We start from the raw sequence: 22,633 nt of genomic DNA, 5'->3' as shown, positions 1-22,633 counted from the left end.
TCGCGCGCGACACGACCGGCCCGCGCTGAATGGAGAAGCGAAGCAATGCCGTGCAAGGTCGCCCCGACGGTATCACGCACGATCACCCTGATGGCCCCCCTGGCGCTCCTCGCCGCCTGCGCCCCCCGTTATCCCTCCTCACAGCCGGCCCACACGCCATCGGCGCAATACGCCGCCGGCCAGGGCGCGCTGGTGGTGGACGACCACGTACCCGACTTCGCCAGCCGAAACTTCGAACCGTTCACCCGCCAGGACGTGGCGGCGATCGCGATGCGGGAATGGCGGCTGTTCGGCCAACCGGTGAATGACGACGACCCCGAACAGCGCCCCGAGGCCACCAGCGCGACCGTCAAGCCGGAACGCATGCCCGGCCTGTGGCAGCGCGTGGGCGAATATTGGTGGATCGGCCAGGACCCGGGCGAAAGCGAGGTCGCATGGACCGGCAAGCACAATACTGAAGGCGCGATCACCGACTACGTCCATGACGGCATGTTCGCCTGGTCGGCGGCCTTCATTTCCTACGTCATGCGGGTCGCGGGCGCGAACGGCCGCTTCGCCTATTCGCCGAATCATTCCACCTACATCAACGCCGCCGCCGCCGGCACCGAAAGCGGCGTCCGCGCCCGCGACCCAGCCTCCTACGCCCCGGCGCTGGGCGACCTGATCTGCGTCGGGCGGGGAGCGAGCAAATCGGTCCGCTTCGCCGACCTGCCGACCCGATATGGTTTCCCGGCCCATTGCGGCATCGTCGTCGCCACCAATCAGAACGGGCAGCCCTTCGGCCACCAGATCAGCATCATCGGCGGCAATGTCGACGACGCGGTGGCCCTCACCCACGTCCCGGTCGGCGCGGACGGCAAACTGGCCGACCCTACCGGGCACAGCTACGATCCACGCTACCCCTGGTGCGTGGTGCTGCAAGTGCTGTACGACGCCGACGCCGAATCAGCCGACCGCCAGTAAGGCTGTGCGCGAGACCCGGCCTCGACGCCGGGTCGCCAGACCCCTTCTGCTCAGGGAGCGACCTGCGCGGCCGCATGCCGGATGGCGCGCGCCATCGCCTCGACCCCGTTGCCACGATTGGTCGAAAGCGCCTGCACCAGCCCCAGATCACGCAGGAAGCCGGAATCGGTCGCCAGGATTTCCTCGGCACTCCGCCCCGAATAGACCCGCAGCAGCAGCGCCACCAGGCCCGAGACGATGGCGGCATCCGACGCACCGGCAAAGAACAGCACACCGTCGCGATCGGTCATTTCCAGCCATACCTGGCTCTGGCAACCCGGCACGCGATGGGCATCATTCGTCCATTCGGCGGGAAAGGGCGGCATCGTGCGGCCCAGTTCGATGATGTACTGGTAGCGTTGCATCCAGTCATCGAAGAGGTCCAGTTCCTCCCCGATCGCCGCAATCGCGGCAGCGGCGGTCGCATCCTGGGGGAGGACGAAAGGATCAGTCATCAAAGCTACCTGACAAGAATAAGCAAATGAACGGGCACAGACTAAAACACATCCTCACCTGCTAGAAGCCCACCCCTCCCGGCACCTGGTTTGTGGCCGGAAACGTGGGCTGGCGCGCGAGAGTGCCGCATAGCGGCACGCCCGGCCTGCGTTTCCGAGCACCGAAACGGAGCGGCCTTACCGGCCGTGAGCATCGCAGCACAGGAAACGCGCGCCGGATCGCCGCCAGCGCGCGTTTACGGCCACAAACTCAGAGGATGAAGCGGCTGAGGTCGCCCTTGCTGGCCAGCGGCTCCACCCGGTCGCGCACATCGGCGGCGGTGATCCGCACGGTCTGGCCGGAGCGATCCGCCGCCGTGAAGGACACCTCCTCCAGCAACTTCTCCAGCACCGTCGCCAGCCGCCGCGCACCGATATTCTCGACCCGCTCGTTGATGTCGGCAGCCAGTTCCGCCAACGCATCCACCGCGTCGTCCGAGAAATCGAGATCCAGCCCCTCGGTCCCCAGCAACGCCGTATATTGCTTCAGCAGCGAATGTTCCGGCTCGGTCAGGATACGCCGCAGATCCTCGCGCGTCAGCGGTGAAAGCTCCACGCGGATCGGCAACCGCCCCTGCAATTCCGGCAGCAGGTCCGACGGCTTGGCGATATGGAACGCGCCGGAGGCGATGAACAGGATATGGTCCGTCTTCACCGGCCCGTATTTGGTCGAAACCGTCGTCCCCTCGATCAGCGGCAGCAGATCGCGCTGCACCCCTTCGCGCGAGACATCTCCACCCCGGAACCCACTTTCCGACGACCGCGCACATACCTTGTCGATCTCGTCGAGAAACACGATGCCATGATCCTGAGCATGCGCCACGGCCTCGCCGACCAGGGCGTCGTTGTCCAGCATCTTGTCGGCTTCCTCGCGCGTCAGCGCCTCGCGCGCCGCCGCCACGGTCATCTTCCGGCGCTGCGGCACACGGTTCATCAACCCCTTCATCATGTCGGAGAAATTGATGACGGTACCAGGCTGCATGTTGGGCATCTCGCCCATGCTCGGGCCGCTCTGGGCATCGGCGACCGAAATCTCGACCTCCTTCTCCTCCAGTTCGCCGGCACGCAGCATGCGGCGGAACTTGCCCTTGGTGTCGGCGGATGCCCCCTCGCCCACCAGCGCATCGACCAGCCGGTTCTCCGCCGCCTGCTCGGCCCGCGCCTGCACGTCGCGCCGCCGCAGGTCGCGCAGCATGTTCAGCGATACCTCGACCAGATCGCGCACGATGCTCTCCACATCGCGGCCCACATACCCGACCTCGGTAAACTTGGTCGCCTCCACTTTCAGGAACGGCGCCTGGGCCAACCGTGCCAGCCGCCGGGCGATCTCGGTCTTGCCGCAGCCGGTCGGCCCGATCATCAGGATGTTCTTGGGCACCACCTCGTCGCGCATGCCGTCGGGCAACTGCGCCCGCCGCCAGCGATTGCGCAGCGCAATGGCCACCGCGCGCTTGGCATCGCCCTGGCCGATGATGAAGCGATCGAGTTCCGAGACGATCTCGCGCGGGGAATGGTTGGGAATATCCATCATGCGTTCTCCCCGCCCTTCTCGCCCAGCGTCTCCAGGATCACCGAATGGTTGGTATAGACACAGATCTCGCCGGCGATCTGCATCGCCCGCCGCGCGATCTCGGCAGCCGACAGACCGTCGACCCCCGCCAGCGCCCGCGCGGCCGACAGGGCGTAGTTACCGCCCGAACCGATGGCGATGATGCCATCCTCAGGTTCCAGCACGTCGCCATTGCCGGTCAGCGTAAAGGAACGCTCGATGTCGGCCACCGCCATCATCGCCTCCAGCCGGCGCAGGTAGCGGTCGGTTCGCCAATCCTTGGCCAGTTCGACACAGGCGCGCTCAAGCTGGTTGGGAAACCGCTCCAGCTTGGCCTCCAGCCGTTCCAGCAGGGTAAAGGCATCGGCGGTGGCGCCGGCAAACCCGGCCAGGATGGTGCCCGCCGGTCCGATCCGCCGCACCTTGCGCGCATTGCCCTTGATGACGGTGGCGCCCAGCGTCACCTGCCCGTCACCGGCCATTGCCACCTGCGCGCCGCGTCGCACGCACAGGATCGTCGTTCCATGCCAGCCGACTGGATCATGGGGGGTCGCGTGTAAGTTCTGCATGACTGACAGAAATAGGCCGTTCGCGCCTCAGGACAAGAGCCGCCCCATCATCCACCCATCGCGCGGGCGACATGCCCCGACAATTCCGCCTGCGTGAACGGCTTGCGCAGCACCAGCGCATCCTCGGGCAGCGCAGCCTTGTCGGCATACCCGGTCAGGAACAGGATCCGCGTGTCAGGACACAGCGCCCCGATCCGGCGCGCCGCCTCTTCGCCGCCCATTTTCGGCATCATGACGTCCAGCACCACCAGGTCGGGCTGATGCGGCGCCATCGCGCCGATCCGCGCCAGCGCCTCGTCCCCACCCGGCGCCTCGATCGCCTCATGCCCCATGCCGCGCAGAAAACCGGCCGTCACGGTCCTGACCGTATCCTCGTCATCCACCACCAGCACCCGCAACCCCTTGCGGACAGGCCGATGCACCAACACCTCCGGCCGGTCGAGTGCCGCCGCTGGGCACCGATGGACCGGCAGGTACAGATCCACCCGCGTCCCCTGCCCCGGCGCACTGGTCACCCGCACATCGCCCCCGGCATGCCGCACGAACCCATAGATCATCGACAGGCCGAGCCCGGTTCCTCGACCAACATCCTTGGTCGTGAAGAACGGCTCGAAGATCCGCGCCAGCGTCTCCGGCGCCATGCCGGTACCCTGGTCGGCCACTGACACCACCACATAGGTGCCTTCCGGCAGGTCATGCTGCGGCAGGTCGCCTTCCACCACAGGCGCTTCCAGCCGCGCAACATGCGTCGACAACATGATCATGCCGCCATCCGGCATGGCATCGCTGGCATTCAGGCACAGATTCAGCAGCGCCAGTTCCAGTTGCCCGGCATCGGTCCGCACCATCGGCACGTCCCCGGCCGGGTCCATCGCCTCGATCACGATCTCGACCGGCGCGCGCGACGCCGGCCCCTCGCGCCGACGCGCGGTCACCCCCTGCACCAGCAGGTCATGCAGGCCGCGCAACAGGGCGTTCACATCGACCGGCTGCAGGCTCAGATCCCGTGGGCGGCTGAAATTCAGCAGCCGCCGCGTCAGGTCGGCGCCGCGCCGTGCCGCGCCCATCGCATTGTCCAGCAGATGGGTCGTGCGGTCGTCCAGCCCCTCGCCCATATCGACGGCCAGTTCCAGAGACCCCAGCACCGCCGTCAGCAGATTATTGAAATCATGGGCGATTCCACCGGCCATGGTGCCAAGCGCCTGCATTTTTTCCGCCTGGCGCAGGCGGGCTTCCATCTCCCGCTGCCGGGTGATGTCCCGATTGATCAGGACCGAATAGGCCTCGCCCCGACTGTTCACCCCCAGTTGCGCACGGGTAAACTCCCGCCACGTCACGCTGCCGCCAGGACCGGGCACGGACATCACTTCCTCGTCCCGCCCCTCGGCCTCCAGCCTTACCTCGGCCGCACGCACCGCCGGCAGCAAAACGGGGTCGGAAAGGTCCTCCTCCCGCCGTCCAAGACAATCGGTCTCGTCCCGGCCATAGAAAGCGGCCGCCTTGCGATTGATGCGGATAAACCGCCCGTCCGGGTCCTTGAAGGCCAGCCCCGCGCGCAGGTTCCCCAGCAGCCCCCGCAACAGCATCCGCTCGGTCTGCAATTCGCCTTCCAGCTTGTGGCGATGCGCCGCCTGCACCACCATCGCGCGCAGCGCATCCCCATCCCAGGGCTTGTGCGAATAGAACGAGATCCGCCCCTGGTTCAGCGCGGCGGCCACCGCGCCGATATCGGCATACCCGGTCAGCAGGATCGCCTGCGCGTCGCACAACCCCCGCGCCCGCGCCAGCATCACGTCGCCCCCCATCTCGGGCATGCGCTGGTCCGACACGATAACGTCGACATCGCGCCGCCCGGCCAGGATATTCAGCGCCTCCACCGGCGAGGTGGTCGAGAGGATGGTAAAATCATCCTCCAGCAGATCGGTCAGTGCCACCAGGATCTCAGGCTCGTCATCCACCAGCAGCACAACGGGGCGATCGGTCACGCCTGCATCTCCGTCACGCCACGGGCAGGCTCGGCCATCGCCTCGAAATGCGGCTGCCACGGCACCGAAATGGTAAACACGCTTCCCCGTCCTCCATTGGCACCCCCGGTGCCCTGCACCGCATCGGCGATCGTAATCGTCCCATGATGGGCCTGCACCACACTATAGGCGATGGCCAGCCCCAGCCCCGTTCCCGCCCCGACCGGCTTGGTGGTGAAGAACGGCTCGAAGATCCGCTCCTTCACCTCAGGCGGAATGCCCGGTCCGTTATCCGTCACGATGAAGACATAGGATTGTTCGCCCGTCGCCTCGCTCACCCGCAATTCGGTACCGATCCTGATCACTCCCCGCGCCGGCCCCGCCGGATCGCCACCCTGCCCCGCCTCCTCTAGCATGGAATGGATCGCATCGGCCGCGTTGCTGATGATGTTCATCATCACCTGGTTCAGCAACGCGGACTGGCAGTACAGGCGCTCGGGCGCGCGATAATCCCGTTCCACCACGATCAGGTTGCCGAATTTCTGCGTCAGCAGCGCCAGCACCGTCTCCAGCGCCTCGGGCACGTCGATCACCTGGAACAGCCCCTCGTCGAGCCGCGAGAATTTCCGCAGGTTCAGCACCAGGTTCTGGATCCGCCGCAGCCCCAGACTCATCGAGCCGACGCGATCGCGGCACTTCATCAGCGTGGCATGCCGCTCGCCATCCGCGTCCCCGGCCACCTCATCCTCGGCAATCACCCGCGCCAGCAGCCGCGCCACCGTCTCCTTGTGCGCCAGGATAAAGGCCAGCGGATTGTTGATCTCATGCGCGATGCCCGCCACCAGTTCACCCAGCGAGGCCATCTTGGCGGTCTGCACCAGCTTGCCCTGGGTTTCGATCAGCCGGCGATTGGCATCGGCCAGTTCGGCATTCGCCTGCTCCAGCGCCTCGGCCAGCGAGGCTTTGGAGGCAATCGCCGCCGCCTCGGCCCGCGCGGCCTCCACCGCGATCTCGCGCGCCTGCCGGTCCAACTCGATGCGCCGCACATCGTCCTGCAACAGCTTGCGCCGCACCAGCGCACGAATCCGCAACGCCAGCACATCGGGCTCGATATCGTCGGCCACGATATCATCCACACCCGCCTCGAACGCCCGGGCAGGAAAAAACCCCCGCGCCGCGCCTGGCCCGCTCAGGCCCAGAATGCGCGGCGCCCCACCGCCCGCCACCACTACATCCTGCCGCAGATCGTCCAGCGCCTGGCAGAAGGCGATGCCGTCGAACCGGTCGGACACCAGATCGACCACCACGCAGTCCGGCGCGCGCACGGGGTCGAACCAGTCGTCCCGCACCATCGCGCCGGGCGACCCGATCACCGTCACATCATGCCCGTCGTTGCGCATCAGGGCGGCCAGCCCCGCCACCACGCCCTCGCGCGCGCCTTCGCCCCCAACGATCAGGATCCGCGCACGACGAAACAGCGGGCTGGCATCTCGCTGCCCGCCCCCCGTGCCCGCCCCCTCGCGCAGCAGCGCGCGGATGCGAAAGACGATCAGATCCGGCTCGGCCGATTTGGGCACATAGGCGTCGGCGCCGCTCTCCAGCCCCTCGCGCTCCAGACCCGGCTCGCCGCCCTCGGTCAGCATCAGCACCGGGATCATGCGGGTGGCGGCACTCATGCGGAGCTGGCGCGCCATCTGCCCGCCATTCATCCCCGGCAGATGGTAATCGGCCACTACCAGGTCCGGTATCCGCGTATCCAGCGTATCCAGCGCGGCCTCGCCGCTGGCCACCCGCGTCACCGCGAAGCCATGGCCTTCCAGCATCCGACGTATCCGCAACGCCTGGGTGTCGGAATCCTCGACCAGCAGCAGCGTCGGCGGCCCTTCGGAGGCGTCGTTCATCACGCCCGCCCTTCCATCCCGGCCACCGCCGGCAGGGGTGCTGCGGCCGACGCGACAGCAACCAGATGCGGCGCGATCTGCCCCAGCGGCAGGCTGATCGACACGCCACCCAGCCGCTCGGCCGCCCCCGGCATTCCATGCACGATCGACGTGCTCCGGTCCTCGGCGATGGTATATCCTCCCGCCCGGCGCAGATCGCGCAGCCCGATCGCCCCATCCTCACCCATGCCGGTCAGCAGGATGCCGATCGCCCCGGCCCCCACCCGCGCCATGGAGGTGAACAGAGCGGTCGCCGAAGGCCGCTGTCCGGCCACCGGCGGCGCATTCACCAACCGGACCTCGTCGCCAAGCCCGAGCGTCAGATGCGTTTCGGCCGGCGCGACATAAACATGCCCCGGCCGCATGATTTCCCCCTGCCGGGCCAGCCCGACCGACAGCTTCGTCTGGGTATCGAGCCAGGCGGCGAACCCTTCCATGAACCCCGTGCCCATATGCTGCACCAGCAGGATCGGCCAGGGGAACGTGGTCGGCAATGCCCCCATGATATGGGCAAAGGCCTGCGGCCCGCCGGTCGAGGCCGCCATGCCGACCAGACGCGGCCGCAGGCGCGGCGGCGGCAGCACATCCCCCTCAACCGGCGCGACCGTGCCATAACGCACCCGATGCCGGATCACCGGCACCTGGCTCATGATGTAAAGCTGGGTCGCGATCGCCGCCCCTCCGGCGGCGTCGACCGGCCAGCCGGCCGGCTTCTGCACCACCGACAGCGCGCCGGAGCGCAGCGCGTTCATCGAAATCCGCAACGCCGGATCGGTCGAGGAATCGCTGACGATCACGATCGGCGTCGGACACTCGGCCATGATGCGCCGCGTGGCTTCCAGCCCGTCCATGCCGGGCAGCCGCACGTCCATCGAAATCACGTCGGGCCGCAGCATCGGCACAAGGCGCAGCGCTTCCTCCGCCGTTTCCACCGCTTCCAGCAGTTCAAGCCGTGGATCATCGCGGATCAGCCGCACCAGCACATGCCGGACCACCGCCGAATCCTCCACGACCAACACCCGGACGCGCGGCCCGGCCCCGCCGGTCACAGTACGCCCCGGATGATGTCCAGCAATTCTCCCTGCTCGAATCCCTGCTTGGTCACGTAGGCCCGTGCTCCGCCTTCCAGTCCGCGCCGTATATCGGCTTCCTCATTGCGCGACGTCATCAGCACCACCGGAATCCGCGAAAGGCGCGGGTCGGACCTGACCGCGTCCAGCAATGCGAAACCATCCATCCGCGGCATCTCCACGTCCGTCACAATCACGTCGATCCGGCGCGACGACCGGTGCAGCAACGACAGCGCCTCGACGCCATCCGTCGCCAGCAGAACATCATAGCCGTGGGTCTGGAGGATCGTCTTCTGGAGAGTCCGTGTGGTAATCGAATCGTCAACCACCAGAACGGTCGGCACCTGCCGGGGCGCCAGCCCCCCGCCCTCCGGCACCGCATCGTCGGCCCCGGCGAAATGCCCGCCGGTCGCCCCCGCCTTCTGCCACCGCTCCAGCAGCGTATCGGGGCTGAGCACGAAGACTGGCCGATCGCCCCGCGGCCAGCCGACGCCGGGGATCAATTCACTGTCCAGCCCCACCGCCTCCGCGTCGGAAATATGCAGGGTCCGCACCTCCCGCATCCGATCGACGGCAAACCCGCAACACCCGCCATCCGCCATGCCCAGCACCACGACCGACAATGCCCCGTCATGCACCGGCAGCGCCGCATCCGGCTGCCCGAGGAAGGCAGCCAACGGTGCCACCGGCACCAGCACGGCCGCGCCGGCCCCGCCGCCCGCTGCAACCCGCCGCCGATCCAGGGCGAAACAGGCCCGGCCATCGACCATGCGCACATCGGCCTGCCGCACCCGCGTCAACCGCTCGATCACCCGACCCGGCAGCCCGACCGTCATCTCCCCGGCCTCGACCACCAGCGTCGTGCGCTGCCGGCGCGAGACCGGCACGGCCATCGTCACCACCGTCCCCCACGGGCTGCCCGCTTCCATGCGGACCGAGCCCTGCAAGGCCCGCGCGGCCTCCGCCACCACCGACAGGCCCATCCCCCGTCCCGCAATCCGGTCGGCCGCCACCCTGGTGGAAAAGCCGGGCGCGAACACCATGCCCAGCAATGTCTCGGGCAGGCGCGGATCATCCGGCTGCATCAAACCCTGGCGCACCGCCCGCGCGGCAATCGCCTCCAGGTCCGGCCCCCGCCCGTCATCGCTGACCGATACCAGCAGCCGCACGCCCAGCATCCGCACCGACAGCGTCAGCACCGGCTCCGCCGGCTTGCCCTCAGCCTGCCGCCGGGCCGGGCTTTCCAGCCCATGGATAATGGCATTGCGCAGCAGATGGATCACCGGGTCGCGCAGCGCCTGCATCACCCGCCGGTCGGCCCGCACCTCCATGCCCAGCAGGCGCACCGTCACCTCGCCGCCGCCATGCTCGCGCGCAATCTGCCGCACCATGCCGGTCAACGACCCGAAAACCGTCCCGGCCGGCACCAGCGTCACCGCCCGCACCTCCTCGTCCAACCGCATCATGGCCCGGTCGGCCTGCCCCGCGATCCGCCCGCGCTCGCGCGAAAGGGCGGACAGCGCACGGGTCAGCCGCGCCAGTTCCACCGCCGGATCGGTGGCCGGCCCCACCCGCCGCGCGGCTGTGGCGGTCAGATCCTCCAGATCCGCCCACAACCGCTCCTGCCGCTCGGCGATGCCCATCATGTCGTGCACCACGCCGACCAGCGCATCGAGGCGCGATACCGGCACCTGCACATAGCTGTCGGCCGGCTCCTCGCGCGCCGGCGGGCTCACCGCCCCCGGCTCAGGCTCGGCCGGAGGCTCCCCGACATCCTGCATGCGGGCGTCGATCTGGTCCATCGCCGTGCCGATGGCCGTCAGATCCTCCGCCGTCACCGACTGCTGCCCGTCCAGCAGCCCGAACAGCCGGCTCTCAAGCGCGTGGGCGATGGTCTCGATATCTGCGCGCTCGACGACGCGGGCCGCCCCCTTCAGCGAATGCACGCGCCGGAAAATCTCGCTGATCCCGCGCCCATCCAGCGGGCCCGCAGCCAGAATATCGCGCACCACCCGCAGATGGTCGCGATATTCGGCATCGAAGACCGCCAGAAGTTCCTGTCGCAGAGCCTCCACGGCCGGCCGTCAGGTCCGGTAACGGGCGGAAATGGCCAGAAGCTGGTGCGAGAGACTGCCCAGATTGCTGGCCGAGGCTTCCAGGTTGCGGGTTCCCGCCGCCGTCTGCTGGCTGGCCTGGCGGATGCTCTGCAACGCGGTCATCACCTGCTCGATGCCGATCTGTTGCTGGTTGGTCGAGGCGACGATCTGCTGGAAGGCATTCACCCCTTCCTCGATGCCACCCGTCATCCGCTCGATGGTGCGATAGGCGATATCCGTCCGCTCCTTGCCGGCCGAAACGCGCTTCACCGCCTCTTCCGTCAGCATCACCGAGGTGTTGATGCCGCGCTGGATGTCGCCCAGGATCGAACGCACATGCTGGGTGGCATCGCGCGACTGGTCCGCCAGAATCTTCATCTCGGCCGCCACCACGGCGAACGACCGCCCGTGCTCGCCCGCGGCGGCGGCCTCGATGGCCGCATTCAGCGCCAGCAGGTGCGAGCGTTCCGAAAGATCGTTGACGGCGGTGATGATTTCGCTGATCGCATCCGTCCGCTCCGACAGCGCGACGATGTTCGACGCCACGGCCTCGGCGCCTTCCTGCGTGCGCTCCATGGCCCGCGCGGTCTCCTCCACCGCCTCCAGCCCGCTGGCCGAACTATGGACGATGGTCTCGGCCGACGAGATCACCTCCCGCGCCCGCTTGCTGATCTGCGCGCCGGAATGGGTGATCTGGTCCACCGTCGCCGCCGTCTCCTGCACCGCCGCGAACTGCTCCTCCACGCTCGCCGCCTGCTGCTGGGCGGAGGCGCGGATATCGGCCACCGCCGCATCGAGGTTGCGCGTGGCGTCCCGACTCTGCTGCGCGATCTCGCGCAGGCCGTCGATCATCCGGTTCAGGCCGCTGGCCAGCCGCTCGAACTCGTCCCGTCCCCCGCCGGACCCGCCGCCCGCCACATGGGTGGACAGGTCCCCCTGCCCCACCAGTTCCATCACCCGCATCAGCGCCGCCAGCGGGGCCAGGATCGAGCGCCGGGTCCAGAAGGTCACGATCAGCGCCACGATCACCGCCACCGTCAGTCCCAGGATCAACGACCGGCGACTGAATTCATACAGCGCGCTGCTCTGCGTCTCTCCGGCCTGCACCCCGCCATCCAGCGTGGTCCCGGCCTCCGAGATCAACCGGTCGATGGTCTGGTCGCGCGTGTCCGAACGCGCCGATTGCTGGCGCACCGCGCCATCGTCGCCCTGCCGGATCGCCGCGAACAGGTCCGACGCCGCCTCGGCATTCTGCCGCGCCTGGTCCAGCGCCTCGCGCAGGCGGGTCGAAATGGTGGCGAACATCGCGCGCCGCGCGTCGATCCGCGCTTCGTCGTCCGCCTGGCTGGCGGCGGCCAGCGCCTGCACCAGCGTATCCTCGGCCTGCCGGTCGATCCCGGTCCAGTCCGCGATCGCGGCATCCAGCTTCGCCGGCTCCTTCTGGTAATCCCGCGCGTAATAATGCGACAGGATCGACAGCCGCCGCGCGACCAGATCGTTCTCCAGCACCCGCAGATGGTTCAGATGCCGATAGACCAGCAGGTCGCGGGTCACGATCACCGTCATCTCGTCGCGGACATTGCGGATCTGCCCCAGCGCATAAACGCCGATCGACACCATCAGCATCACGCCGACCAGAAACCCGAACAGAAGACGATTGGCGATTGTCACGACAGGTCAGACTCCGAATGAACGCGCGGCAAACAGGCGGGCAGGATCGAGCACCGCGACCAGCCGCCCGTCCGGCAGGGCCGCCATCGGGTGACCGGGTACGGAGACGGCGGCAGGTGCGTCCACAACATCGTCCACGCCCAGCGTCCGCCCGGCCAGCAGCGCGATCCGCGCCACCGGCAGGCCGGCCACCGGGCGCAGCAACGCCATCGCCCCCGCATGCTCCATCGGCGCCCCGCCCAGCAGAACCGACAGATCCATCACTGTATACAGATGGCCGACATGGCCAAAGACACCCCGCACCGCCGCCGGGCAGTCCGGGCGCCTGGGCATGGCGCTCCAGGCTGGTTCGGTCATGCGCAGCACATGATGCAGGTCGATGGCATGGCCTTGCCCGCCCACATCCAGGATCACCGCCGCGCGCCGCCCCGCATCGTCCCTCGGCGTCTGCCCACGCGCGGCCAGCAGCCGCGCCCGCTCCGCCATCACCCGGCGGGCATAGCCATCCGCGCCCCCGGCGGCACCGTCCCCTGCCTCATTCGGCGTGGGCATGAAACCGCGACCGCTCAGAACACGCTCCGCGCCAGCAGCAACGGCCCGGCTTCAGCCACGTCGTCGCCATCCCCGCCAACCAGCCGCAGCAAACCGACAACCGTCAGGCCATCCCCATCGGGAACCGGCGCAGCAGGCGGCAGACGATGCAGCAGGGCCCGCGCCTGCCGCATCATCCGTTCAGCCTCGTCCACCTGCCCGGCATCCCGCAACAGCCGGGCGAGATGGACATGCGCCATGATGTGCTCGCGATCCAGATAGAGCGTGCGCCGGAACTCCTCCCCGGCGGCCCCGGCATCCTCCGCCAGCACGGCGGAGAGAAAATGCAGCCCCGCATCCAGCGGATGCAGCGCCAGCGCCGCGCCGCAGCAGGCCCGCGCCTCGGCCACCGCGCCGCGATCGGCCAGCGCCCGCACCTCCGCCCGTGCCAGCCCCGCATCCGCGCGGGCAACGATATCGGGCGCATTCTCCCGCGCCGGAGGGCGCGGCACCGGCACGGCAGGCCGTGGATCTGGCGACCGGGAGAGCACGCAGCGGCGCGGCGCGGCCGGCCCCTGGCGAGAGCCCGCCACCCGGAACGCCACCGTGCCGGCAAACGTCACCGTTTCCAGAACGCCGCCGCATTCGCCGATCGGGTCCGAATGGCCCAGCAGCAGCCACCCCGGTGGCGACAGCCGGCCCGCCAGCGCCCGCATCAGGTCCAGCGCCCGCGTCTCCTCGAAATAAAGCAGCACGTTGCGGCAGAGGATCAGGTCGAACGGCCCCGCCGGCCCCCCGCCCGAAGGCAGGTCCATGATGTTTCCGTATTCGAAGCGGACCATCCGGCGAAACACGTCGCGAAGGATCCAATGCCGCCCACACGCGGCGGGGCGAAACCATTGCCGCCGTTCCGAGGCACCGACATCGCGCAGAGACCATGCGCCATATTCGGCGGCACGCGCCCGCTCCAGCGCCTGTTCGCTGATATCGGTACCCAGGATGTCGACGGTCCAGTCCTGCTCGCCCCGCATCCGCAGCAGGCGCCGCATCAGGATGGCCAGCGAATACGGTTCGGCACCGTTGGAACAGCCCACGCTCCAGATCCGGATCGTACGCAGCGGGCGCAGCCGGGTGATCAGGTCGGGCAGGATCGTGCGTTCCAGCGCATGGAACTGCTCGGCATAGCGGAAGAAGAACGTCTCGCCGATCGTCACGGCCGATTCCAGCGCCCGCCACTCGGCCTCGCCCGCCGCATCGTCCGAAAGCAGCGACAGGTAATCCATCGGCCGGGCACAGCCGCACGCATCCATGCGCCGCAGCAGCACCATTTCCAGCAGGTCCATCTTGTCGGCGTAATAATGCAGCCCGGTCCGCGCGACGATCCGGGTGGCCAGCCGTTCGAGGGCGCGCTGCCGGTCAGCCATCCGCACGCTCCCACAGGGCGTCGCGCAAGGCCGCATCCAGGGCCAGGGACTCGATCCGCCGCCGCTCACGTTCCATCAGCAGCCGGTCCGGGTCCATCAGCAAGGCGGTCATTCCTCCGGCCAGTTCGACTTCCCCCGTCAGCCAGCCGCCAGCGGGCACGCCCTCGGCGGGCAATGCCGTCACGGCTCCCGCCATCTGCCGCACATCCAGCACGCTGTCGACCATGAAGGCCACCTTCACCCCAGCGGCCGGGCCACAGAGCAGAAGGGGGCGATACAGCATCGCGTCATCGTCCGGCACGCTCCAGTTCCGCAGGCCCAGCAACGCCGCAAGATCGATCGCGACCACCCCTTCGGCACCCAGGCGAAAAAATCCCAGCACTGGCGCGGGGGTCCCGGCAGGGCGAACGAGCGCCGGCATGGACATGCATTCCCGCACCGCAGGCGCGGGCAGGCCATAGCACGTATCCACAAGACGGAAGATGACGACGGCCACTGACACGGGGGCTTTGCTGCCTTCCATCCGAGCCGGTCCGGCAATGCCTTTCCGGCGCGTTTCCTGCGTCCTTTTCTCCCCGAAGATTGCATTTAATACAAGTGACGGCTACCTCCGGCAGGGATGCGTTCCCGGCAGATCGGGCGCGCCACAGCCGCCGCCGGAGATCCGACCGTCATGGACAGTTTCAATTCGGACCGCGCCACCGACCGGTTCCTCCCGCCCCGCGCGGAAGGACAGTCGCGCTTCCCCATCGCCCGCATCGCGCGTGTAGCGATCTGCGCCGTCTTCTACGGGCTTTTCTATTTCGTCCAGCAGGTCACGGAACTCCTGGCCCCGCTGGTCCTGATCCTGGGCGTGGGCTGGAGCGCGCTCCCGCATATCGCCGGCGCCATCGGCACCAGCGCCGCCGCCGCCGATCCGCAGACGCGCGACATCGTCACCCACGTCGCCGGCACCATCCCGCACCAGATCGTCGTCGGTTCGCATATCGTCACGGCCGCTTCGCTGGTCACCGACGGGCTGCTGATGATGGCGGCGGCTGCCCTCTGCGCCACGCTCGCCGCCGTCGCGGCGCGCGAGATGTGACGCCGATCCTGCCCGCTCCTCTCCCGTGATCCGGCTCCGCGACGTCGGTTTCCGCTACGATGCCCCAGGCGCCGCCGGCGCCTCGGCGCCGATCGCCCTGCGCCAGATCTCCTTCGCGGTGCCGCAGGGCGGTTTCCGCTGGCTGCTCGGCCCGTCGGGGGCCGGCAAATCCAGCCTGCTGCGCCTGCTGGCCCTGGGCGCGCGCCCGACCGCCGGCACGCTGGAAATCCTGGGCAGCAATATCGGCCATGCCAGCCGCGCCGCGCTGGCCCGGCTGCGGCGGCGCATCGGCATCGTGCATCAGGATTTCCGCCTCCTGCCCGACCTGCCGGTCTTCGACAACATCGCCCTGCCCCTGCGCCTGCAACGCCGGCCGGAAGACGAAGTGCGCGACGAAGTCCACGCCATCCTCGACTGGGTCGGCCTCGCATCCCGCGCCACCGCCCTGCCCCCCCAGCTTTCCGGCGGCGAGCAGCAGCGCGTCGCCATCGCCCGCGCCGTGATCCACCGCCCGGCCCTGATGCTGGCCGACGAGCCCACCAACGCACTGGACGAACTCCAGGCCAACCGGCTGATGGAACTGTTCCGCGACCTGTCCGACCTGGGCACCACCATCCTGGTCGCCACCCATAACGAGGCCCTGATCCGCCGCTACCCGGCCCACGAGCTGGAACTGGCCCAGGGCAGGCTGGTGCGCGATGGCTGAACGCGCGCACCAAACCGGCTTTTTCACCCGCTGGAACCAGGCCCGGCGCGCCGACGGGCTGGCCCTGCGCCACGCCCTGCCCGACCGGCTGCTGCCCCTGCTGGTGGCGGCCATGGCCGTGCTGGCGGCCCTGGCGCTGGCCGGCGCCACGGGCGCGCAGATCCTCTCCGCGCGCTGGTCGAGCGGCGCCGCATCGATGCTGACCGTCCAGGTCCCCGATCCCGACACACCGGCAGCGGCAAAAGCACCCGCCACCCCGCTGACCCGCTCCGACGCCGTGCTGGCCGCCCTCGCCGACACCCCCGGCGCCGCGCGCGTCCACCGGCTGGACAAGGCGGAACTGGACGCCCTGCTGGCCCCATGGCTGGGCCGGAACAACGATTTCGCCCTCACCCTGCCGGCGATCATCGAACTGCATATGGCCACCGCCCCCACCGAAGAGGCCGGCGCGCTGGCCCGGAGGCTGGCGGCCATCGCCCCCGGCACGCTGGTCGAGCGCAACGCCGAATGGGGCGAGCGGCTGGGCCGGCTGGCCGACAGTCTGCATAGCTGCGCGCTGCTGGCGGTGGCGATCGTGGCCGGAATCGCGGTGGTGCTGATCATGGCCACCACCCGCGCCGGGCTGGCGGCGCGCCGCATGCCGATCGAACTGATCCATGCCATGGGCGCCACCGACGGCTACATCGCCGGGCGCTTCGCCCGCCGGACGGCCCTTCTGGCCTTCATCGGCGGCCTGGCCGGCAGCGTGCTGGCGCTGCCGCTCCTGGTGCTGCTGTCGCACGTCGCCGCCCCCTTCGCGACCGCCGCCCCACCTCCCCCCTCAGCCGCGATCGCGGCAGCGGACTGGACGATGCGCGCCCACATGCTGCTCGACACATTGCCCCCGCCCCTGATCGCCACCCTACTGGCCCTCGCCCCGGCCGCCGCGCTGATCGGCTGGCTGACCACCCAGGCCACGGTGCGCGCCTGGCTGCGAACCCTGCCGTAATGAAACAGGATGACGGCGCGGCCAGACGTTTCCTCCTCGGCACGCTGGCGGGCCTGCTGGGCTGCATGGTCCTGTGGGGCGCGGGCTTCGCATGGTTCGTCAACGACGCGCTCACATCGCCTGTCCGCCCGCCCGTGGCGGATGGAATCGTCGCCCTGACCGGCGGACAGGGCCGCATCGAAGCCTCGCTGCGGCTGCTGGCCCAGGGCCAGGCCCGGCAATTGCTGATCTCCGGCGTCGCCCCCCACGCCACGACCGCCACCGTGGCCGGCGCCCTCCAACCCGACCTTGCAGCCCGCCTGCCGGCAGGGCTCTGGCACCAGGTCACGCTGGGCCGGCACGCCACCTCCACCATCGGCAACGCCGACGAAACCGCGCAATGGGCCCGTGACAACGGGCTCCATTCGCTGATCGTGGTCACCGCCGGCTACCACATCCGCCGCGCGATCATGGAAATCCACCGCACCCTGCCCGACGTGGCGCTCTATCCCTACGCGGTCCACCCGCCAGCCCTGCAATCGCCGCTGCGCGGTTCCTCCCTGCGGCTGATGGCGACGGAATACGACAAATGGCTGATGGCCAGCCTGGGCCTGGCCCGCAACATGACGACCAGGGCCCAGAACTGACAGCAAGCGGAAAGCATCCCGACCGCGACCAGCCCCGCGCCTACGTACCCTTGTCTCCCGGCCGTTTTTCTGTTGTACGCGCCACGCCGCACGCATGCCGTGCCTCACCCGTCCGGAACGCCCCCCCGCCTGCCATGATTTTTGTCCGCGCATGCCTGTTCAACCTGTATTTCGTCCTGCTGACGATCGTGATGGGCATCGCCGCGATGCCCATCCGCCTGTTCGCCCGGCGATACGCGTTGCCCTACGCCAAGTTGTGGACGAGGCTGTCGGTAGCGGGGCTCTGCCATATCTGCGGCATCCGGGTCGTGGTGACGGGCCGCGAGCACCTGCCCGCCGGCCCCTGCCTCCTCGCCTCGCAGCATCAGTCGGCCTTCGACACACTGGTGTGGATGAACCTGGTCGATCGTCCGGCCTACGTGATGAAGGAAGAACTGACGCGCCTCCCCCTGGTCGGCCCGATGCTGCTGCTGGCGGGCATGATCCCGGTCCGCCGCGCCGACGGTGCCAAGGCCCTGCGCGCCCTGCTCACCGCCACCGCCGAGGCCGCTGCCGACGGGCGGCAGATCGTGATCTTCCCCGAAGGCACCCGCACCCAGGCGGGCGAGACAAGGCGGCTGCATCCCGGCATCGTCGCCATGGCCACCCATACCGGCCTGCCCATCATCCCGGTGGCGACGGATTCCGGCCTGCGCTGGTCACGCAAGGCCTTCGTCAAGCGTCCCGGCCCCATCCATATCGCCATCGGTCCCGCGCTCCCCGCCGATCTGGGCAAGGCCCGCATTCTCGGCGGCATCACCGCGGCATGGCAGGACCTGTCCAACCCGTTCGACAGGAACGAGGGCACAAAAAAACCTGTGGATAACTCTGTGGGCAGTCAAAGCGGTCATTCGATGAGCCTGTGACTGTCCGTTTGCCCACCGCCGCGCATTCCTCTCCCGCCACCGGCCTCCACGCCGCGCTCCCCCGCGCCGGGCGGTGGAAAAACGCGCAATAACATATTAAACTTACACCCGTTTTTAACATTCCCTCTTGACAGCCCCGGCATGGCACCGGCCGACGACCTGCCCTGGCCCCGCCTCATGCACCCGGCTGCCCTTCATTGTGGATAAATTTGCTCCCCCACTCTTTTTCCAGAGCGGGTCATCATGTGAAACATTTGTGAATCAATCTGTTCCCGGCCTTCCGGAAAGTGCCCTATCAAGTACGGCATGCCCCAGCACGCTCCCCGACCCGCGCGCCCGCCCCGGCCCAGCCGACACAAATGGTCACGCGGGGCCGCCCTCGCCCTGCTCGGGTTCGCGGCCCTCGACGGCCTGGCCTGGCAGACCGCGCAGCATGAACTGGGCCGAATGGTCACAGACTGGCGCACGCAACTGCACCGACAGGGCTGGACCCTGGACCCCGGTCAGACCACACGGGGCGGCTCCCTGCTGACGGCCCGCCTCACCTTCCGGAATCCACGCCTGAACGGCCCGGCCGGCAACCGGACCATCGCCTGGGGGGCGGACAGGATCACACTGTCCCTGTCCCTGCTGCACCCCATGACGATCCGGATCGCTCCCGGCAACACGCAGGCCGCCCGCCTGACCGGCCCCGACACGGAACAGGCGCTCAGGCTCCAGACAGAAAACGCCCGCCTCTTCCTTCCACTCGGCCCGCCAGCCGACGCCGCAACCGGTCACGCCGCCTGGACCGCCCGCTCCCTCACCCTCCAGATCCTGAACCCGGATGGCCACACCACGGACCTGACGCTGCACGACCTGCGCGGCCATGGCCTCTGGAACAGCCAGGCCAGCCCCGAGTCCAGCCGCGTCGCCATGACCATCCACGCCGCCACGATCGACCTGCCGCCCGCCTGGCCTCTGCCCACCGTTCCGACCGACGCGCACCGCCTGTCCGATGCCGGCCTGACCGTCTCCTTCCCCGGCGGTACCGCGATCCCCCTGCTGGTGCAGAACCTGCACACGCGCTGGACGCATCTTTCCCTGTCGGCGGCAGGAACCGCCCACCTCACCGCCCCCGGCGGTCCCGAGGGCACCTTCACCCTGTCCATCGCAGGCATCGGCCAGACCGTCCGCGCGCTCGATCAGGCCGGCACGCTGTCACCAGACCTCACACATCTGGTCGCGGCGATCGACCAACTGGCAGCCGGATCTCCCGGCGCCATCACCGCCCCCGCCACGCCCGCCCTCACCGACCGCCCCATCAGCCTGCCCCTGCGCCTGAACGCCGGCATGGTCTTCATCGGCGCCCTGCCGTTAGGCCACGTCACGGACTGGCTGCCCTGAAGCGGCCTAGCGGCGTCAGCCCTCCGCGCCGGGCGACATGCCCAGCACGGCCCGCAACTCGGCAACCTCGCGGCGCAGGCGCGCCACTTCTTCTTCCATGCTCTCCACGCCCTCGGGCACCACCTCGTCCACCGGCCCGGCGTTACCGGTCCCCTCGTCATGGGCCACCCCGCCAGCCGAAACCGGGGGTTCCGCTTCCGGCCGGTAAAGCGAGGCGAACATCGACATCGCCCGGTCCATCATCTCGATATCATGGTGGCCAAGCTGCTCGATACCGGGCGGCAGGAACTGCTCCATCGTCCGCTGCATGGTGGTGCGGATCTGGTGATGGTTGGCGGTGAACTGCTCCATCATCTGGTCCAGATACTCCGGTACCAACCCCTGCATGCTGTCACCATAAAACCGGATGATCTGCCGCAGGAAGGACGCGGGCAGCATGGCCCGCCCCTTGGTCTCTTCCTCCATGATGATCTGGGTCAGGACGGCGCGCGTGATGTCGTCGCCCGTACGGGCATCGAAAATCACGAATTCCTTGCCGGAACGCACCATATCGGCCAGCGTGTCGAGCGTGATATAGATCGAGCGCTCGGTGTCGTACAAACGTCGGTTAGCGTATTTCTTGATGACGATCGGGCCGCACGGGCGACTGGCATCCGGCAATATACCCTCCATCGACGGGCTGGGCCGGCAGGTGGCCGGAGCATGAAACGAACCGCCGGGCAAACCCCGGCGAAACAACACGAAAACGACCATCCACCCAGCGCGGTCGCCACGCAATCGCCTCGGATATGGGCGCCAGGGTCGCGGACCCTAGCATGACCGCCCCCCGATGCACGGGCCGTGCCCCGGCCTCAAAAGATGACCGATCGCGCCGCCGGCCACCTGACGGCCGATCGGCCGGCTGCCATCAGGATGGTGCTATGAGGACATGGCCGTCCGGACCAGGCACGGCAGGGCACTGGCCGCCGCGTACCACTCCGCCAGCGCCGGACGATCGCGCCGCCACGGGTCATCGGCGAAGCGCACGTCCAGAAACCCCAGCGCACAGGCCACCGACAGCCCGCCGATATCCATCGGCTCCAGCGCAGGAGGCGCGCTTTCCAGCCGGTCCAGACTGCGCCAGACCGCCGCAAGCTGTCGCTGGAGCAGCGGATGGTCATGCGCAAGCCCCGCCGCGATCAGCGTCCGCACCAGAATCGCAGCATCGGCCAGCCCATCCCCCAGTGCCTGCATCCGCAAGGCCCGCCGACGTGCCTCCCCCTCGGCCGGCACCAGCCGGCCCCCACCGGCCAGCCCATCCAGATAATCCACGATCACCCGGCTGTCGTACAATCCCTCCCCATCCGGCAGTTCCAGGGTCGGGATCTTGCATAACGGGTTCGCCGCCAGCACCTCGGGCGGCGAGTCCGCAACCCGCACCACGATTTCCGTCAGCCGGGACTCCAGGCCAAGCAGAATGGCCGCAGCCCGAACCTTCCGCGCATAGGGACTGAGTGGGGCATGGTAAAACTTCATCGGGCCGATCGTCCTCTGGCAGCCATCAACACATGCGCTGGATCAGGCAGCAGCCCGCTCACCACCCCGCACGGCATATCGGCCACCGGCGGCGAACCCGCCTGTCCCAAGGTATATGTTTCCTAAAAGGCTGTTTGCAAACGGCCTCTAATAGCCGCGCTGCGCGTCATAGGCCAGCGGTGGCATCTCGCCCCGGTTCAATTGCCTCATCGCCTCCACGACATAGGCCATGCGGGAGCCGATCGATGCCTGCGAGGCGACATGCGGCGTGATCGTGATGCGCGCATGCGACCACAGCGGCGAAGCAGCGGGCAGAGGTTCGACGTCGAACACATCCAGCACCGCTCCGCCGAGATGCCCGTCGTCGAGCCTCGCAATCAGGTCCGCTTCGACCAGATGGCTGCTTCGGCCGACATTGATCACCCCGGCCCCAGGCGCGAACAGCGAGAACAACCGCGCATTCAGAATCCCGCTGGTAGAGGGCGTGTCCGGCAACAGGCAGACCACGAAATCGGCATCCCGCACGGCATGGTCCAGTTCATCCGGCCCGGCGAAGCAGGCAATTCCGTCCATCGTGTGCGGCCGGCGCGACCAGCCACGCACGCCAAAGCCCGCATCGCGCAGATGCGTCGCGACACGGCCGCCCAGATGGCCGAGGCCGAGCACGCTCACCGTGCAACTCCCCGACGGCCGGGTGACGACCTCACGCTTCCATTCCCGCGCCTGCTGCTGCAAGGCCCAGGCATGGGCGCCGCGCAGCAGCGTAAGGCACGCCCACAGCACGTAATCGCCCATCAGCAGGGCGGTGTCGCCATCACCCATGCGGATCAGCGGCACATGGACCGGCCAGTCCGGATCATGCCGGACGATATGATCGACACCGGCAGCGGCACTGAAAATGGCTTTTAGGGAGGTAAATTTCTTCAGATCCCCGGCCGGCGGCCGCCACACGAATACATAATCGACCCTGTCGGGTACCGTCAGCGCCTCGCTCCAGTCGACCACCTCCAATGCCGGATCGCATTTCAGGAGGGCGGCACGAACGGCGGGCAGATAATTCTTCGCTTGATCGAAATAGACGCCGATCATGGGCATGGCAGTTGCATCCCTTTC

The 22,633-nt window shown here is 68.5% G+C and carries 21 protein-coding genes; 7 read left to right on the top strand and 14 right to left on the bottom strand.

Going from position 1 to position 22,633, the window contains the following annotated elements:
- Positions 1 to 45: 45 nt before the first annotated feature.
- A complete protein-coding gene (locus tag C7453_RS05655; RefSeq protein ID WP_174787909.1) occupies positions 46 to 963 on the top strand; it encodes a DUF2272 domain-containing protein in 918 nt (305 codons plus the stop codon).
- Between the two features lie 50 nt (positions 964 to 1,013).
- On the opposite strand, the gene C7453_RS05650 is transcribed toward C7453_RS05655, so the two are convergent.
- From C7453_RS05650 to C7453_RS05600, 11 genes are all read right to left on the bottom strand, one after another.
- The gene (locus C7453_RS05650) at positions 1,014 to 1,457 is read right to left on the bottom strand and encodes a SufE family protein (RefSeq protein WP_114726534.1); all 444 of its coding nucleotides are present in this window, start codon (positions 1,455 to 1,457) and stop codon (positions 1,014 to 1,016) included.
- A 250-nt stretch (positions 1,458 to 1,707) separates the two neighbouring features.
- A complete protein-coding gene (gene hslU / locus C7453_RS05645; RefSeq protein ID WP_114726533.1) occupies positions 1,708 to 3,024 on the bottom strand; it encodes an ATP-dependent protease ATPase subunit HslU in 1,317 nt (438 codons plus the stop codon).
- On the bottom strand, positions 3,024 to 3,614 hold the full coding sequence (gene hslV, locus C7453_RS05640; RefSeq protein ID WP_114726532.1) for an ATP-dependent protease subunit HslV: 591 nt from the start codon (positions 3,612 to 3,614) through the stop codon (positions 3,024 to 3,026). The genes hslU and hslV overlap by 1 nt, the downstream gene beginning before the upstream one ends.
- Before the next feature lie 47 nt (positions 3,615 to 3,661).
- Positions 3,662 to 5,599: a response regulator gene (locus C7453_RS05635; RefSeq protein ID WP_114726531.1), complete on the bottom strand. Its 1,938-nt coding sequence runs from the start codon at positions 5,597 to 5,599 to the stop codon at positions 3,662 to 3,664.
- Positions 5,596 to 7,479, bottom strand: coding sequence for a response regulator (locus tag C7453_RS05630; protein WP_114726530.1), 1,884 nt, complete (start codon positions 7,477 to 7,479; stop codon positions 5,596 to 5,598). The genes C7453_RS05635 and C7453_RS05630 overlap by 4 nt, the downstream gene beginning before the upstream one ends.
- Positions 7,479 to 8,567, bottom strand: a complete 1,089-nt coding sequence (locus tag C7453_RS05625; protein ID WP_114726529.1) for a chemotaxis protein CheB — start codon at positions 8,565 to 8,567, stop codon at positions 7,479 to 7,481. Before C7453_RS05625 ends, C7453_RS05630 begins: the two co-directional genes overlap by 1 nt.
- The gene (locus C7453_RS05620) at positions 8,564 to 10,663 is read right to left on the bottom strand and encodes a hybrid sensor histidine kinase/response regulator (RefSeq protein WP_114726528.1); all 2,100 of its coding nucleotides are present in this window, start codon (positions 10,661 to 10,663) and stop codon (positions 8,564 to 8,566) included. The genes C7453_RS05625 and C7453_RS05620 overlap by 4 nt, the downstream gene beginning before the upstream one ends.
- Positions 10,664 to 10,672: 9 nt before the next feature.
- Positions 10,673 to 12,355, bottom strand: coding sequence for a methyl-accepting chemotaxis protein (locus tag C7453_RS05615; RefSeq protein ID WP_114726527.1), 1,683 nt, complete (start codon positions 12,353 to 12,355; stop codon positions 10,673 to 10,675).
- Positions 12,356 to 12,361: 6 nt separating this feature from the next.
- The gene (locus C7453_RS05610) at positions 12,362 to 12,907 is read right to left on the bottom strand and encodes a chemotaxis protein CheW (RefSeq protein ID WP_114726526.1); all 546 of its coding nucleotides are present in this window, start codon (positions 12,905 to 12,907) and stop codon (positions 12,362 to 12,364) included.
- Positions 12,908 to 12,921: 14 nt separating this feature from the next.
- On the bottom strand, positions 12,922 to 14,310 hold the full coding sequence (locus C7453_RS05605) for a CheR family methyltransferase (RefSeq protein WP_114726525.1): 1,389 nt from the start codon (positions 14,308 to 14,310) through the stop codon (positions 12,922 to 12,924).
- Positions 14,303 to 14,833, bottom strand: a complete 531-nt coding sequence (locus C7453_RS05600) for a chemotaxis protein CheW (protein ID WP_114726524.1) — start codon at positions 14,831 to 14,833, stop codon at positions 14,303 to 14,305. The genes C7453_RS05605 and C7453_RS05600 overlap by 8 nt, the downstream gene beginning before the upstream one ends.
- 150 nt (positions 14,834 to 14,983) lie before the next feature.
- Here C7453_RS05600 and C7453_RS05595 point away from each other — a divergent pair, with 150 nt between their 5' ends.
- The 6 genes from C7453_RS05595 to C7453_RS05570 all read left to right on the top strand — a co-directional run bounded on the left by C7453_RS05595 (position 14,984) and on the right by C7453_RS05570 (position 20,005).
- Positions 14,984 to 15,394: a hypothetical protein gene (locus tag C7453_RS05595; RefSeq protein WP_114726685.1), complete on the top strand. Its 411-nt coding sequence runs from the start codon at positions 14,984 to 14,986 to the stop codon at positions 15,392 to 15,394.
- Between the two features lie 25 nt (positions 15,395 to 15,419).
- Positions 15,420 to 16,100, top strand: coding sequence for a cell division ATP-binding protein FtsE (locus C7453_RS05590; protein WP_114726523.1), 681 nt, complete (start codon positions 15,420 to 15,422; stop codon positions 16,098 to 16,100).
- The gene (locus C7453_RS05585) at positions 16,093 to 17,088 is read left to right on the top strand and encodes a cell division protein FtsX (protein ID WP_114726522.1); all 996 of its coding nucleotides are present in this window, start codon (positions 16,093 to 16,095) and stop codon (positions 17,086 to 17,088) included. The genes C7453_RS05590 and C7453_RS05585 overlap by 8 nt, the downstream gene beginning before the upstream one ends.
- A complete protein-coding gene (locus C7453_RS05580; RefSeq protein ID WP_114726521.1) occupies positions 17,088 to 17,714 on the top strand; it encodes a YdcF family protein in 627 nt (208 codons plus the stop codon). The genes C7453_RS05585 and C7453_RS05580 overlap by 1 nt, the downstream gene beginning before the upstream one ends.
- A gap of 134 nt (positions 17,715 to 17,848) precedes the next feature.
- Positions 17,849 to 18,619 carry a lysophospholipid acyltransferase family protein gene (locus C7453_RS05575; protein WP_114726520.1) on the top strand — a complete coding sequence of 257 codons (771 nt, stop codon included), beginning with the start codon at positions 17,849 to 17,851 and terminating at the stop codon, positions 18,617 to 18,619.
- A gap of 306 nt (positions 18,620 to 18,925) precedes the next feature.
- The gene (locus tag C7453_RS05570; RefSeq protein WP_114726519.1) at positions 18,926 to 20,005 is read left to right on the top strand and encodes a DUF2125 domain-containing protein; all 1,080 of its coding nucleotides are present in this window, start codon (positions 18,926 to 18,928) and stop codon (positions 20,003 to 20,005) included.
- Between the two features lie 15 nt (positions 20,006 to 20,020).
- Here C7453_RS05570 and phaR read toward each other — a convergent pair whose 3' ends face one another.
- The 3 genes from phaR to C7453_RS05555 form a co-directional block, all read right to left on the bottom strand.
- Positions 20,021 to 20,665 carry a polyhydroxyalkanoate synthesis repressor PhaR gene (gene phaR, locus C7453_RS05565; protein WP_245948816.1) on the bottom strand — a complete coding sequence of 215 codons (645 nt, stop codon included), beginning with the start codon at positions 20,663 to 20,665 and terminating at the stop codon, positions 20,021 to 20,023.
- A 258-nt stretch (positions 20,666 to 20,923) separates the two neighbouring features.
- Complete coding sequence (locus tag C7453_RS05560) at positions 20,924 to 21,520, bottom strand: glutathione S-transferase family protein (protein ID WP_114726518.1); 597 nt, start codon at positions 21,518 to 21,520, stop codon at positions 20,924 to 20,926.
- Positions 21,521 to 21,667: 147 nt separating this feature from the next.
- On the bottom strand, positions 21,668 to 22,615 hold the full coding sequence (locus tag C7453_RS05555) for a 2-hydroxyacid dehydrogenase (RefSeq protein ID WP_245948814.1): 948 nt from the start codon (positions 22,613 to 22,615) through the stop codon (positions 21,668 to 21,670).
- Between the last annotated feature and the right edge of the window lie 18 nt (positions 22,616 to 22,633).

It is taken from the genome of Gluconacetobacter liquefaciens, from assembly GCF_003350405.1.
Lineage (GTDB): Bacteria > Pseudomonadota > Alphaproteobacteria > Acetobacterales > Acetobacteraceae > Gluconacetobacter > Gluconacetobacter liquefaciens.
The sequence above is the reverse complement of the archived record's forward strand: the minus strand, read 5'-3'. Positions and strand labels throughout refer to the sequence as shown.

Coding starts and splice junctions, on each gene's coding strand:
- C7453_RS05580 (WP_114726521.1), top strand. CDS start 17,088: ATGAAACAGGATGACGGCGCGGCCAGACGTTTCCTCCTCGGCACGCTG.
- C7453_RS05585 (WP_114726522.1), top strand. CDS start 16,093: ATGGCTGAACGCGCGCACCAAACCGGCTTTTTCACCCGCTGGAACCAG.
- C7453_RS05560 (WP_114726518.1), bottom strand. CDS start 21,520: ATGAAGTTTTACCATGCCCCACTCAGTCCCTATGCGCGGAAGGTTCGG.
- hslV (WP_114726532.1), bottom strand. CDS start 3,614: ATGCAGAACTTACACGCGACCCCCCATGATCCAGTCGGCTGGCATGGA.
- C7453_RS05605 (WP_114726525.1), bottom strand. CDS start 14,310: ATGGCTGACCGGCAGCGCGCCCTCGAACGGCTGGCCACCCGGATCGTC.
- C7453_RS05600 (WP_114726524.1), bottom strand. CDS start 14,833: ATGGAAGGCAGCAAAGCCCCCGTGTCAGTGGCCGTCGTCATCTTCCGT.
- C7453_RS05630 (WP_114726530.1), bottom strand. CDS start 7,479: ATGAACGACGCCTCCGAAGGGCCGCCGACGCTGCTGCTGGTCGAGGAT.
- hslU (WP_114726533.1), bottom strand. CDS start 3,024: ATGGATATTCCCAACCATTCCCCGCGCGAGATCGTCTCGGAACTCGAT.
- C7453_RS05570 (WP_114726519.1), top strand. CDS start 18,926: ATGCCCCAGCACGCTCCCCGACCCGCGCGCCCGCCCCGGCCCAGCCGA.
- C7453_RS05610 (WP_114726526.1), bottom strand. CDS start 12,907: ATGCCCACGCCGAATGAGGCAGGGGACGGTGCCGCCGGGGGCGCGGAT.
- C7453_RS05555 (WP_245948814.1), bottom strand. CDS start 22,615: ATGCCCATGATCGGCGTCTATTTCGATCAAGCGAAGAATTATCTGCCC.
- C7453_RS05650 (WP_114726534.1), bottom strand. CDS start 1,457: ATGACTGATCCTTTCGTCCTCCCCCAGGATGCGACCGCCGCTGCCGCG.
- C7453_RS05595 (WP_114726685.1), top strand. CDS start 14,984: ATGGACAGTTTCAATTCGGACCGCGCCACCGACCGGTTCCTCCCGCCC.
- C7453_RS05575 (WP_114726520.1), top strand. CDS start 17,849: ATGATTTTTGTCCGCGCATGCCTGTTCAACCTGTATTTCGTCCTGCTG.
- C7453_RS05655 (WP_174787909.1), top strand. CDS start 46: ATGCCGTGCAAGGTCGCCCCGACGGTATCACGCACGATCACCCTGATG.